We start from the raw sequence: 12,580 nt of genomic DNA, 5'->3' as shown, positions 1-12,580 counted from the left end.
CCTCAGGCGTGACGGCGTTGTAGAGCTGAAAGGTTGGATGCAATTTTGATGAAAGCTCATAACGGCCAAACGAGGAATGACGCCCCGCGGGATCGCCGGGCGGATCGTCGGCTTCGCGAGTCGATCGGTGGGCGGTTGCGGGGAGATTTGGGCGAGGTCGACCAGATGCCCGTCCCCGACGAATTTACCGAGCTTCTGACCCTGGCCTCAAAGCGCGCGAAGCGCTGATCACAACGAATCCTGTTGAACCGCTTTCGCCGAAACGCCAAACAGCGGCGATGTCTCGTTTGTCCGACACGTTCGATGCGCTCTCCCGCGAGGGTCGGGCCGCTTTCATCCCCTTCATCATGGGGGGAGACCCCGATTTTGATACCTGTCGACAATTGCTCGACGCCCTGCCCGCAGCGGGGGCCGATATCATCGAGATCGGCGTCCCCTTCACGGACCCGATGGCGGACGGACCGGCGATCCAACGGGCCGGTCAACGCGCCCTTGCCGGCGGCCAGACTCTCAGCAAGACCCTTGAATTAGTAAGGTCGTTTCGCCTGAAGGATGATCGGACCCCCTTGGTGTTGATGGGGTATTACAATCCCTTTTATCGCTTCGGAATCGATCGCTTTCTCACCGCGGCGACCGAAGCGGGGGTCGACGGTCTGATCATCGTCGATCTGCCCCCCGAAGAAGATGAAGAGTTCTGCAAGCCGGCGAAAGAAGCCGGTCTCGACTTCATACGGTTGGCGACCCCGACCACCGACGATGCGCGCTTACCCGCCGTCCTCTCCCACGCATCGGGCTTTGTCTATTATGTGTCCGTCGCCGGGGTTACGGGCGGCAAGACGGGGGAAGAAGCGAGTGTCGAGAGGGCGGTGAGCCGCCTTAAAGCGCGCTCAGGTCTGCCTGTCGCCGTAGGATTTGGGGTAAGGACCCCCGAACGCGCCGCGACCATCGCCCAAACCGCCGACGCCGTCGTGGTGGGCTCCGCCCTGGTGGAGATCATCGAAGCCCATCGGCATGATCCTTGCCGTGTTATGGACGAAACGATTGCATTTACCCGGCGTCTCGCCGACTCTATTAAGACCGCGCGGTCTGAAAGGGTATCCCGATGAACTGGCTGTCCGACATTACCCCTCCCGGTATCAAGAAGATCTTCCGTCATCGCGAGGACGACGGAAACGCCTCGCTGTGGTCGAGCTGTCCGTCCTGCGGCGAGATGACGTTTAACAAAGATCTCGAGGCTGCCCTCCAGGTCTGTCCCAATTGTAACCACCACGGCCGGATCTCCCCGGCCGCGCGTCTGGAAAGCCTGTTCGACAACGGGAAATGGGAAAAAGTGAAGCTGCCGGGCGTCACCGACGATCCGCTCCGCTTCAAGGATACCAAACGCTACGCCGATCGCTTGCGCGATAGCCGCCGCAAGACGGGCGAGCCCGATGCGCTGATCGTCGGCAAGGGCAGCCTGCACGGTCTGCCGACCATAGCCGGGGTCCAGAATTTCGCCTTTATGGGGGGCTCCATGGGCATGGCCCTGGGCGAGGGTCTCGTGAAAGCGGCCGAAGAAGCGCTGGTCGCCAAAGCCCCGCTTATCCTTTTCACCGCGTCCGGCGGCGCCAGGATGCAAGAAGGGATTCTGTCCCTCATGCAAATGCCCCGGTCAACGATCGCCGTGCAAATGCTGCGCGATGCCGGCCTGCCCTACATCGTGGTCCTGACCCATCCGACCACGGGCGGGGTCACCGCCTCCTTTGCCATGCTGGGGGATGTTCACTTCGCCGAGCCCGGCGCGTTGATCGGCTTTGCCGGTCCGCGGGTGATCGAACAGACCATTCGGGAAAAACTCCCCGAGGGCTTTCAGCGCTCCGAATATCTCCATGAAAAAGGGATGGTGGATCAGGTGGTGCATCGCCACGAGATGCGGGACAGCCTGTCCTCACTCCTCCATGTGCTGATGAAGCGCGGCGGGCGATCCCATACCCAGGCCCCGGCCACTGAATTGCTGCCCGCCCCCGATGCGCCGCCAGCGATTGACAATGCCGCCAATAGCGACGCGCAACCCACGGAAGAGCTGCCGAAAGCGGCGGAGTAATGATCCCACAAACTGCGGCCCAAGCCGAGATCAATGCGATCCTGGACGGCTTCGCCGCCCGTAGCCTCGCTGAGATCACCCTTGGCCTGGATCGGATCGAAGAAGCCCTGGCCCGGCTGGGCAATCCCCATCATCGCCTTCCCCCCGTCCTCCATGTCGCGGGAACGAACGGCAAAGGCTCGACCTGTGCGTTTCTGGGGAGCATCCTTAAGGCTGCCGGCCTCAAGGTCCATATCTTCACCTCGCCCCATTTGGTCCGGTTCAACGAGCGTATCACGCTGGCGGGGGAGCCAATATCCGACGACCTTCTCGCCGCGACTCTCGGCCGCTGCGAAGCCGCCGCCGGCGATCTGCCGCTCAGCTATTTCGAAGCGGTCACCGCCTCGGCCTTTTTGGCCTTTGCCGAGACCGCCGGCGATGTGGTCATCCTCGAAACCGGGCTTGGGGGACGGCTCGATGCCACAAATGTGATCGATCATCCCAGGGCCGCAATCATTACGCCCATTGCCCTCGACCATCAGCGTTTCCTGGGCACCGAACTCGCCGATATCGCCTTTGAAAAGGCGGGGATTCTTAAAGCGGGCGCCGCCTTCGTGACCGGCGCCCAGCGCCACGAGGCGTTGCCTGTCCTCAAATCACGGGCTCTTGCCATCGGGGCTCACCCCCATGTCTACGGAGAGGATTGGAGCTTTCGGCAAGAAGCCGGGCGTCTCGTCTATGAAGACGAAGACGGCCTTCGCGACCTCGGATTGCCCCGGCTGGCGGGCAGTCATCAAGTGGAGAACGCGGCGCTCGCCGTTGCGGCCCTCAAGGCGGGGGGGCTGTTGCCCGATGACCAAACCGCATCTTATGGCATCGAAACGGCGTTCTGGCCGGCCCGGCTCCAGCGCCTGACCCGGGGACCATTGGTCGACCGCGCCCAGCGCCATGCCGGCGAGCACGCTGAATTATGGCTCGATGGGGGGCACAACCCCCATGCCGCCCGCGCCCTGGCCCGTGCCCTCGCCGATCTTGACGACCACACCCCAAGGCCGGTGATTTTGATTGTCGGGATGCAAGAGAATAAGGATGCAGAGGGGTTCTTTGCCGCCTTTGAAGGCTTGGCATCGGCTGTCTTTACCGTCGAAGCGAAGAGCGGCACACCGGTGGTGAAATCCCGCCTCGCGGAAATGGCGCAAAAGGCCGGATTGCCCGCCGTCCCCGTCGAGAACATCGCGGCGGGCATCGACCAGGCGGTCGAGGAGACAGGCCGCTCGGGCGAGGGAATGCCCCGTATTCTGATCTGCGGCAGCCTCTATCTTGCCGGACATGTTCTCGAGGAAAATTCATGAGCGAAACGATTGAAATCGCCCTCCGCCACCTGCCCCATGCCGAAGGGCTGCCGCTTCCGCGCTACGAGACCGAAGAGGCCGCGGGGGCCGATCTGCGGGCGGCGGTCGCCGACGACGCCGCGATCGAACTGGCCCCCGGGGCGCGGGCGTTGATTCCCACCGGCCTTAGCATGGCTCTCCCGAACGGATATGAGGCCCAGGTGCGGCCCCGCTCCGGCCTAGCGGCAAAGTTCGGGGTAACATGCCTCAACGCCCCCGGCACGATCGACAGCGATTATCGCGGCGAGATCAAGGTCTTGCTGATCAATCACGGCGACGCCCCTTTTACCGTTCAGCGGGGGGAGCGCATTGCGCAATTGGTGATCGCCCCTGTGACCCGCGGCGCCTTTCATCTTGTTGACAGCGATTTGCCGGACAGCGCGCGGGGCACCGGCGGGTTTGGATCGACCGGGCGGTGAGCTTTAGCGCCGAGGAACGGGAGCGATATAAGCGGCACCTTTTGCTGCCTGAAATCGGCGGCCAGGGACAACAGAAACTGAAGGCTGCCCGGGTCACCATGGTGGGCGTTGGAGGGCTCGGCTGTCCGATCCTCGCCTATCTTGCCGCCGCCGGGGTGGGGACCCTCCGCCTGATCGATGGTGATCACGTTGAACTGTCCAATCTTCAACGACAAATCCTCTTCGAGATCGGTGACTTAGGGCAGTTAAAGGTCGACGCGGCGGCACGCCGTCTGCGCGCGCTGAACCCAGAGATCTCCATCGAGCCGCATCCGATTATGCTGACCGAGGCGACCGCCGATCGCCTCCTGTCGCAAAGTGATCTCATCATTGAAGGGCTCGACCGCTTTGCCCCGCGCTATCTCGTCAACCGGGCCGCCCGCCGCGCGCGCATCCCCCTTCTCTCCGCCGCCCTTGGCCGGTTCGACGGGCAGATCCTCTCCCTGCGATCCGCTCCTGAGGGGCCCTGCTACCGCTGTCTCGTTCCTCGACCCCCGGAGGATGAAGCGCTCTGCGAGACCCAAGGGGTGCTAGGGGTAACGGCGGGCGTGGTCGGCACGCTGACCGCCCTTGAAGCGATCAAGCACCTGCTCTCCCTGAGGGGGGAGCTGATCGATGAGCTTCTCATCCTTGATACATTAGGGGGCGTGACGCGCCGGGCGCGATTGCGCGCGGACCCCGCCTGCCCCGATTGCGGGGCCCCGGCCATCAGCTGACCTTACGCGGCGAGAACCTCTGGTCGCCGCGCGCTGACGGCGAAGCGAAGCGCGGCGATGATTTGTTCCCGGCGATAGGGCTTTGCGAGCACGAAAACCGGCTCATCCTCCGACCCGGTGAGAACCATGCGAGGGAACGCCGTGACAAAAATGCTGAGGATACCGAATTCCGCCGACAGCGTTCGGACCACGTCGATCCCGGTCTTTTGGCCTTTGCCAAGATCGTAGTCCGCAACCGCCAAAACGGGATTATATTGCGCGGCGGCTGCGATCGCCTCGTCATAGGAGCGGGTAATGACGACAGAGCTTGCGCCGGCCGCTCTGGCAACCTCCTGCAGGCTGGCCGCAATCAGGGCATCATCCTCTACGATCAGAACCGGACCGGACAGCGCATTCTCAACAAGGGCCTTGGCATCCTGAATACGCTGGCCAGCGGTCTCTAGATCAACGCCGAGGATTTCAGCAATGTCGGTCTGATCGAACCCGAAAATATCGAAAAGGATGCCGGCTTTACGGAGGCAAACCTCGTGATCGCTAAGGACACTCACCACCGCCGTCGCGCTGAACGGCGGCGCAGGGGTTTGGGTGATCTTCCGCGTTTCGGCAATCGTACGCGCGAGGATGTCTTTCAGATCATGGTCGGCCAGATCAATGGTTCGAGAAACCGCAGAGGCAATCATGTCGCCGACAATCTGATCGCCGGTCGCCGCCCTCAGAAAAGCGCGAACCATGGTCAGGTTCCGGAGGCCGAGACTCTCGCGCTCCTTCTCATCGCTTGGCGTTTGCGATATCGTCACCTTCGCCTCCCTCGGCCCATTATATCTCCGCTCCCATAATGGCCCCAACACCGCTATCGCCCCAATCGTTCCCGCGGCGCGTGGCGACGCGCGATCAGGCCGCTTCAGGCGGTACCGACCGTATCGCTCCCCGCCGCGGCGCGGCGCTCCGCCTGGGCGCGGTACATAGAGGCGAAATCCAAGGGTTCGAGAGTGAGGGGGGGGAAGCCGCCATCGCGGGTCGCGCCGGCCACGATCTGCCGCGCAAACGGGAAGAGAAGACGCGGCGCCTCGACCAATAACACCGCCTCGATCTGGCCCTCGGGGATATTCTGCAAAAGGAACAGACCGGCATAATTGCACTCGACCACAAAGACCGTCTCTGACTCCCGCGTCGCCGTCCCGCGACACGCCAATTCGACTTCGAACTGGCCCTCGCCAAGGCGCTTGGCGTTGACATCCACCGAAACCTCAAGCGACGGCGCGGCGAGATCGGCCCGAAGGGAGGTTGGGGAGCCGGGATTTTCGAAGGACAGATCTTTCAGATACTGGCTGAGGACCCGCATCATTGGCTGATCGGCGGCAGCGTCGGGGGAAGCGGGGTTGGGAGGCGTCTCGGACATAGATTCCACGCATTGTTAACGAGGTCCGGGCGCTATCACGGGGAAATAGATCTGAGCAAGCGGGTGCACTAATATCGCCGTACCTGGATGGCGCCGCTATCGATCGCCCGCTTTAAGCGTTTCAAGGCGATCCGGGCGAGCATATGGCGGACCGGGGGGACCAGCAGCGCAAAACCCAAGCCGTCCGTCACAAACCCCGGGGTCATCAGAAGCGGCGCAGCGATCAGCAAGAAGACCCCATCCACCGCCGGTTCCACAGGCACATCGCCGTGGCGCATCGAGTCGCGGAACTGACCGAGGGCTCGGAATCCCTGCACGCGGATAATAGCGGTGCCGATGATCGCGGTCAGAAACGCCAAGGCGATCACGCTCAACCAGCCAATGCCTTGGGCAATCTGAACGAAAAGTACGATCTCGATAATTGGCATCGACAAGAGAAGGAGGAATAAGACAATAATCACAATGGCTCCGTAACTCCCCCCTCCCGTCAGCCCATGGGCGTCGGGGAGCGTTAGGAAAAGGTTAGACCCGTCCTATATGGGAGAGTGGAACGTGATTGCCTCCCCGCGCTCATGCCGTTAGCAACGATAGTGATTTTATGAATGATCCAGTCCTCATATTCTTCGTCGTGATCGCCGCGTTTCTGAGCTATCGGCTCTATACCCTTTTGGGCTCCAAGGGCGGGCACGAGCCCACCGACGCTGAACGCGAGCGGATCGGCCTGCCCACCGGCCGACCAGAGCGCGATGGACAGGGGACGCAGGAAGACGAGGCCGTCGTCGCCCCACGATCCGATGCCAAGCCGCTCCCCGCCTGGGCAGAGACGGTCAGGGCCGATTATGCGGACTTTGATCCGGATGAATTCGTCACCGGTGCCAAGGCGGCTTACGAAATGATCATCGAGGCCTTTGCCAATGGTCGGCTCGATGACGTGCGCGCCTATGTCGACCCCGATGTGATGCGGACCTTCGAAATCGCCGTTCGGGGCCGCGACAACGCCCAACAGACGATGGAGGTCACCTTGGTCGGGATCGAGCGGGCCGAAGTTGTGGAGGCCAAGCGCCAGTCCGCGCATCTCGATGTCACCGTGAAATTCCGCTCCGATCAAATCAGAGTGACCCGTAACGCCGAGGGTGACGTCATCGAGGGCGATCCCAACCGGATAGATCTGGTCATCGACCGCTGGACATTCTCCCGGCCCTTGTCGTCCACCGATCCAAACTGGACCCTCACAGCCACCGAGGCAGAGCCCCCCGGCGCTGCCTAAAGGCGCCATTGGCCAACCCACCCCTGGGGGAGCCCCCGAAAGAGGCGATGTCCGATGTCGATGCGGTCCGCTTTTATCGTTGCGATCCTACTGACCGGCTTGGCGCTTTTTAATCTGCGCCCTCATTCCCCCCCTGTCGGGGCAGAGGGCTCCGACGCTGTGGCGTTACAGAGCCGCACGCAGCTCCCTTTCAGCCGACTGGCTGGATGGCAGGACACCGACCCGCTTCCCGCGCTTGCCGCCCTCAATCGCTCCTGCGCCGTTAAGAGACCGCCTGAGGGGCTGCTTGCCGATCCGCTCCCCCCGGCGGCGCTGACAACCTATCGGGCCCTCTGCCAGTGGGCGCAGAACCAGACGACCGCGCCCTGGCGTCCTGCCCCCCTTCGGTTCACCCTCGAATTTCTGCTGGCCCCGACTTTGGTACAGGTCCCGGGGGAGGAAGGTCGGCTCACAGGGTATTTCGAGCCCGTCTACCCCGCGCGCCTCGCTGCCGCGCCGCCCTTCACCGCCCCCGCCCTCGGCCTGCCCTCTGATCTGAAGGTCCTTGATCTTGGCGCGTTTGCGCCCGATCTGGCGGGCCGCAGCATTCGCGGCCGCGTCGAGCGGGGGACATTCGTGCCCTATCCAGACCGGGCAGAGATCGAAACAACCCTGCCGCCGGATGCCACGATCCATGCCTATATGCATCCCACCGACCTGTTCTTCATGCAGATCCAAGGATCGGGCCGCATTCAATTTCCCTCCGGCGAGAGTCTTCGCCTGGGCTATGCGGGGCAGAATGGTCGACCCTATTATGCCATCGGCCGGCAATTGATCGAACGGGGAGAGATACCCCGGGAGCGCATGTCGATGCAGGCGATCCGCACCTGGCTGAACGCGGCCCCGGCCGACGCCGCCATAGCGCTGCGGCAGCTCAACCGCTCCTATATCTTCTTCCGCCCGTTGACCGATCTCGACGATGGGGCGGGACCGATCGGCGCCCAGGGCGTGCAGCTGACGGCTGCCCATTCGATCGCCGTGGACGACGAGATCTATGGCTATGGTCTGCCCTTCTGGCTTGAGGCAGAGACCGCAGACGCGCCTCTTCATCGCCTCGCCGTCGCGCAGGATACCGGCGGGGCGATCCGCGGCGCCCAACGCGCAGATCTTTATACCGGATCGGGGGACGCGGCGGCCGAGGAGGCCGGTCCCCTCAATGCGCCCTTGCGATTGATCGCGCTGCTCCCTGTCCCCCTGCCGGCCCCCTTACCGTCCGTGCCAGCCTTGGCGTCCGAGATCCCCTCAGAGGAGGCGGGCCATGCCCAAATCCCGTAAATCCCGCCGCCTTCAGCCGGGGGAGGCCGCCTTGTGGGCCCGGGTGGCGGATACCGTGACCCCCCTGCCGGGGACCCCCCGGCCGTCACGGCCCGATCCCTCACCATCTGGCCTGACGCGCGAATCCCCGACACGGGCAACACGCCCCCCCGCGCCGCCAACGCTCAGCGGCCCCTCGCGCGGTCCCCTATCGCCCCCTTCCGTCCTTGGCCGGGGCGACAAAGGCATGGTGCGGCGGGTCAGCCGAGGAAGATTGACGATCGATGCCACCTTAGATCTTCACGGCCTCCGCCAAGAGGAAGCAGAAGCCGCGCTGCATCGGTTCATTCACACGCGCCGGCACAGGGGAGACAGGGTGGTCCTGATCATTACGGGAAAGGGGCGGCCCTCCTCCCTTTCGAAACCGGAGGAAGGTCCCTTCGCCGTTCGGGGGATCCTGCGACGCCGATTTTTGGAGTGGATCGATCAACGCGGCCTTCGCGAACATCTCAGTGCCGTTGAGCCCGCCCACCAAAAGCACGGCGGCGGCGGCGCCTTTTATCTCTTTCTTCGTCCCTTAGGGAGCCCGCGAGGCGGGGCTGTCACGAAACCGTCGCGTTAAGAATGTAGCCGAAGCCTAGGCAGTAGGGGGCGGTTATGTTTTTCGGGGTCGAACTTTGGGCAGCTCTCGGCTTCGCCCTCGCCGCTTATGCCGTGGTCGGCAATGACGCCCTTCAGACCCTAGGCACATTCATCAACTCAAACCGCGGCGTTCACTGGACCATACTCTTCCTGTTTGCCGCCGCGATCTTGGTGCTCACCTTCACCTTCGGGTGGGTCATGAATGATGGCGACCCCTCCTATGGCCGCCTCGCGAACGAGGCCAAATATCCCGTTATCGACATCCAGTGGTATCACGCGCTGCCCCCGGCGGTGCTGTTGTTGATTACCCGCCTTGGGATCCCGGTCTCGACGTCGTTCATGGTGCTGACGATCTTCGCCACGCTCGGCGGGCTCACCTCGATGATCGAAAAGTCGTTGATCGGCTATGGTCTCGCCTTTTTCGTCGGCGCGGGGATCTATGTCCTGATCACACCAACGATCGAACGCTGGTTTGAACGGTCGAGCCTCGACAGCTTTGTGCCTCGGGGCCTGATCGCGATTGTCGGCACGCTCTATCTGACCATTTCGCAATTCCTCCTCGCTCTCCAGGCGTCGGACGGCGCCCCCGCAGCGGAAATCTTGATTGGCCTTTTCACGGACAACACCGTTCTCGTCAGTTTGATCGGCTTGGTGCTTGTGATCGAGGTCCTCGCCAACATCCTCGCCGGTCGGAACAAGGCCCTCTACTGGGTGACCATGCAATGGGTCTCCACCGGCTATTTGTGGTCGGTTTGGCTCATCCAGGATTTCGCGAACATCTTCGTCTTCCTCCCGCGGGAGCTGACCGCTGTGCAGGGCTTTACCGCGATGATGGTCATTATCGTCTTGCTGGCGGTGACCTTTGCCAATGCCGGGGGACCGGTGCAGCGGATCTTGCGGACCAAGTCGAATGTCACGGACATTCGCTCGGCCAGTATCATCGACTTCATCTACGCAACGCTCCTCTTCTTCTTCAAGGAGCTGAGCGACATTCCGATGTCCACCACCTGGGTGTTCCTTGGCCTGATTGCGGGACGGGAATATGGCTTCGCCCTTGTGCACAGTGCGACCAATTTCGTCGAAGCCCTGGTCGACACCGGCGAAGACGTCGCCAAGGCCTTTATCGGGATCGTGATCTCCGTCGATCTCGCCCTCGGCCTCCCCTGGATTGCCGCGAGTTTCGCCGGCCAGCAATACGCCTTCGATCAGCTGCTCTCCCCCGCCGGGCTCTATTCGGTGATTGCTGCCAATGGCTTGCTGATCCCCATCATTTGGTTCGCCTTCTCCAAGCCGGAGGAGCACCCTGAATATCGCGGCAAGCGCATTGCCGCCTCCGTCGTCATGCTGATCGCGGTGGGTGTTTCCGGCTTCCTTACCGTCACCCAATTGGCGGCAATGCTCGGATAAGCGCCCAAGGGGCTTGCATAGAGCGCCCTTTCCGCTAAGCGCCTCGTCTGTTTTGACGTCGTCTGGCGACAGGCATGCCTCGGCGACGGCTCAGCGGGACCCCTCCCGCCGATCTGATGGAGACCCAAATGCCGAAAATGAAGACCAAATCCGGCGCGAAAAAGCGCTTTAAGGTGACGGGAACCGGGAAAATCATGGCGCTTAGCACAGGCAAGCGCCATGGCATGATCAAACGGACCCCCAAGCAAATTCGCCAAAAGCGCGGCATGGAACCGCTGTCCGAACCGGATCAGCGGATCGCTAAAAAATACATGCCCTACGATCGCTGAGCGCTGGAGGAATTAAGCCATGTCACGCGTTAAGACCGGCACCGTCCGGAAAGCTCGCCATAAGAAAATTATCGGCCAGGCAAAGGGCTATTACGGGGCCCGCCATCGCCTGTTCCGTACCGCCAACCAGGCCGTCGAAAAAGCCGGCCAGTATGCCTATCGCGACCGCAAGGCGCGCAAGCGGGAGTTCCGCCGTCTGTGGATCCAGCGGATCAACGCGGCGGTCCGTGAACACGGGCTGACCTATTCGGTCTTCATGAACGGCCTCGCCAAGGCCGGGATCGAAGTCGACCGCAAGATGCTGGCCGACCTTGCGGCGCGCGAGCCTGAGAGCTTTGCCGCCATCGTCGAAAAGGCCAAAGGCGCTCTCGCCGCCTAAATAGGTGCGTTGCCCCCTGGGCGTAGCCCGGTGCGCATCCCTCTTCCCCCATAGGCGCCCCCGATCATGATCGCGGGGCGCTTTTTATTGGCGGCGACCGGGGGAGACTTGCGAGGGGAGATCCCCTGAGGCATTGAGACGCCTCGCGATAGCCGAGCCGATCCTATGCCCTCCGACGATCTCGATGCCCTTGAACACCGCCTGATGGCGGACATTGATGCCGCCCCTGACGAAGCCGCCCTCGAAGCAGTCAGAGTAGCGGCCCTCGGCAAAAAGGGCGCGGTGTCCGACCGTCTCAAAACCCTGGGCAAGATGACCCCCGACGAGCGAAAACTGGCGGGCCCCCTCCTCAATCAGCTTAAGGAACGACTCTCGGTCGCCATCGCGGCGCGCAAGGAGATTCTGGAGCACGCCGCCCTCGAAGCACGGCTAAGCCAGGAGACGGTGGACGTCACCTTGCCGGTCACCCAGCGCCCGGTCGGAAAGATCCACCCCGTCTCCCATGTCTTTGCGGAGATCGAGGCGATCTTTGCGGAGATGGGGTTCACGGTCCGAACCGGACCCGACATCGAGGATGATTTTCACAATTTCACCGCCCTCAATTTTCCGCAAGGACACCCCGCGAGGGAAATGCACGACACCTTCTTCCTCGAAGCGAATGAGACGGGGGAGCAAAAGGTTCTGCGCACCCACACCTCTCCGGTACAAGTGCGCACGATGATGACGGAAACCCCGCCCATCCGTATCATTGCCCCGGGTCGAACCTTTCGATGCGATTCAGATCAGACGCATACACCGATGTTCCATCAGGTGGAGGGGCTGGTCATCGACAAGGAAACCCACCTTGGCCACCTGAAAGGGACACTCGAAGCCTTTGTTCGGGCTTTCTTTGAGATTGACGATGTGGCAACGCGGTTCCGACCGCATTTCTTTCCGTTTACTGAGCCTTCAGCCGAAATGGATGTCGCCTATGAACGGCAGGGCGGGAAAATCACCTTTGGCAAAGGCGACAAATGGATGGAAATATTGGGCTGCGGCATGGTTCACCCCAATGTGTTACGCAATTGCGGCATCGATCCGGACATCTATCAGGGCTTTGCCTTCGGCATGGGGGTCGATCGGCTCGCCATGTTAAAATACGGCATCCCCGATCTTAGGGAATTTTTCGCCGGGGACACTGACTGGCTCAACCATTACGGCTTCGCCCCCGATGCGGGCACCGGCTCATTCTGAGGAG

At 62.3% G+C, this 12,580-nt stretch carries 16 protein-coding genes; 13 read left to right on the top strand and 3 right to left on the bottom strand.

The features are described 5' to 3' along the window. Positions 1-48: 48 nt before the first annotated feature. The 6 genes from PB2503_RS04125 to PB2503_RS04100 are packed head-to-tail and all read left to right on the top strand — an operon-like array spanning position 49 to position 4,627. Positions 49-228: a hypothetical protein gene (locus PB2503_RS04125; protein WP_013299967.1), complete on the top strand. Its 180-nt coding sequence runs from the start codon at positions 49-51 to the stop codon at positions 226-228. A 50-nt stretch (positions 229-278) separates the two neighbouring features. Further along, on the top strand, positions 279-1,106 hold the full coding sequence (trpA, locus tag PB2503_RS04120) for a tryptophan synthase subunit alpha (protein WP_013299966.1): 828 nt from the start codon (positions 279-281) through the stop codon (positions 1,104-1,106). Next, positions 1,103-2,083: an acetyl-CoA carboxylase, carboxyltransferase subunit beta gene (gene accD / locus PB2503_RS04115; RefSeq protein WP_013299965.1), complete on the top strand. Its 981-nt coding sequence runs from the start codon at positions 1,103-1,105 to the stop codon at positions 2,081-2,083. The genes trpA and accD overlap by 4 nt, the downstream gene beginning before the upstream one ends. Further along, positions 2,083-3,414 (top strand): bifunctional folylpolyglutamate synthase/dihydrofolate synthase, encoded by a 1,332-nt coding sequence (locus PB2503_RS04110; protein ID WP_013299964.1) that lies wholly within the window; start codon positions 2,083-2,085, stop codon positions 3,412-3,414. Before accD ends, PB2503_RS04110 begins: the two co-directional genes overlap by 1 nt. Beyond that, entirely contained in the window at positions 3,411-3,872 is a 462-nt protein-coding gene (gene dut / locus PB2503_RS04105) for a dUTP diphosphatase (protein ID WP_013299963.1), read from the top strand. Before PB2503_RS04110 ends, dut begins: the two co-directional genes overlap by 4 nt. Further along, the gene (locus PB2503_RS04100; RefSeq protein WP_013299962.1) at positions 3,869-4,627 is read left to right on the top strand and encodes a HesA/MoeB/ThiF family protein; all 759 of its coding nucleotides are present in this window, start codon (positions 3,869-3,871) and stop codon (positions 4,625-4,627) included. Before dut ends, PB2503_RS04100 begins: the two co-directional genes overlap by 4 nt. 2 nt (positions 4,628-4,629) lie before the next feature. Here PB2503_RS04100 and PB2503_RS04095 read toward each other — a convergent pair whose 3' ends face one another. The 3 genes from PB2503_RS04095 to PB2503_RS04085 all read right to left on the bottom strand — a co-directional run bounded on the left by PB2503_RS04095 (position 4,630) and on the right by PB2503_RS04085 (position 6,487). Further along, a complete protein-coding gene (locus tag PB2503_RS04095; protein ID WP_013299961.1) occupies positions 4,630-5,424 on the bottom strand; it encodes a response regulator in 795 nt (264 codons plus the stop codon). 104 nt (positions 5,425-5,528) lie between these two features. Then, entirely contained in the window at positions 5,529-6,026 is a 498-nt protein-coding gene (secB, locus tag PB2503_RS04090) for a protein-export chaperone SecB (RefSeq protein WP_013299960.1), read from the bottom strand. 68 nt (positions 6,027-6,094) lie between these two features. Beyond that, positions 6,095-6,487, bottom strand: a complete 393-nt coding sequence (locus tag PB2503_RS04085) for an FxsA family protein (protein WP_013299959.1) — start codon at positions 6,485-6,487, stop codon at positions 6,095-6,097. 137 nt (positions 6,488-6,624) lie between these two features. On the opposite strand from PB2503_RS04085, the gene PB2503_RS13790 reads away from it, so the two are divergent. The 7 genes from PB2503_RS13790 to pheS all read left to right on the top strand — a co-directional run bounded on the left by PB2503_RS13790 (position 6,625) and on the right by pheS (position 12,576). Next, positions 6,625-7,293: a Tim44/TimA family putative adaptor protein gene (locus PB2503_RS13790; RefSeq protein ID WP_013299958.1), complete on the top strand. Its 669-nt coding sequence runs from the start codon at positions 6,625-6,627 to the stop codon at positions 7,291-7,293. 54 nt (positions 7,294-7,347) lie between these two features. Then, positions 7,348-8,607: a murein transglycosylase A gene (gene mltA / locus PB2503_RS04075; protein ID WP_013299957.1), complete on the top strand. Its 1,260-nt coding sequence runs from the start codon at positions 7,348-7,350 to the stop codon at positions 8,605-8,607. Then, positions 8,591-9,208, top strand: a complete 618-nt coding sequence (locus PB2503_RS04070; RefSeq protein WP_013299956.1) for a Smr/MutS family protein — start codon at positions 8,591-8,593, stop codon at positions 9,206-9,208. Before mltA ends, PB2503_RS04070 begins: the two co-directional genes overlap by 17 nt. 35 nt (positions 9,209-9,243) lie before the next feature. After that, positions 9,244-10,635 carry a hypothetical protein gene (locus PB2503_RS04065; protein ID WP_013299955.1) on the top strand — a complete coding sequence of 464 codons (1,392 nt, stop codon included), beginning with the start codon at positions 9,244-9,246 and terminating at the stop codon, positions 10,633-10,635. 128 nt (positions 10,636-10,763) lie between these two features. After that, positions 10,764-10,964 carry a 50S ribosomal protein L35 gene (gene rpmI / locus PB2503_RS04060; protein WP_013299954.1) on the top strand — a complete coding sequence of 67 codons (201 nt, stop codon included), beginning with the start codon at positions 10,764-10,766 and terminating at the stop codon, positions 10,962-10,964. 19 nt (positions 10,965-10,983) lie between these two features. Next, positions 10,984-11,343 carry a 50S ribosomal protein L20 gene (rplT, locus tag PB2503_RS04055; RefSeq protein WP_013299953.1) on the top strand — a complete coding sequence of 120 codons (360 nt, stop codon included), beginning with the start codon at positions 10,984-10,986 and terminating at the stop codon, positions 11,341-11,343. Between the two features lie 165 nt (positions 11,344-11,508). Beyond that, positions 11,509-12,576, top strand: a complete 1,068-nt coding sequence (gene pheS, locus PB2503_RS04050; RefSeq protein ID WP_013299952.1) for a phenylalanine--tRNA ligase subunit alpha — start codon at positions 11,509-11,511, stop codon at positions 12,574-12,576. The last annotated feature ends 4 nt before the right edge of the window (positions 12,577-12,580 follow it).

The sequence above is a fragment of the Parvularcula bermudensis HTCC2503 genome (assembly GCF_000152825.2).
Taxonomy (GTDB): Bacteria; Pseudomonadota; Alphaproteobacteria; order Caulobacterales; family Parvularculaceae; genus Parvularcula; species Parvularcula bermudensis.
This window is presented reverse-complemented; position numbering and strand designations above follow the sequence as displayed.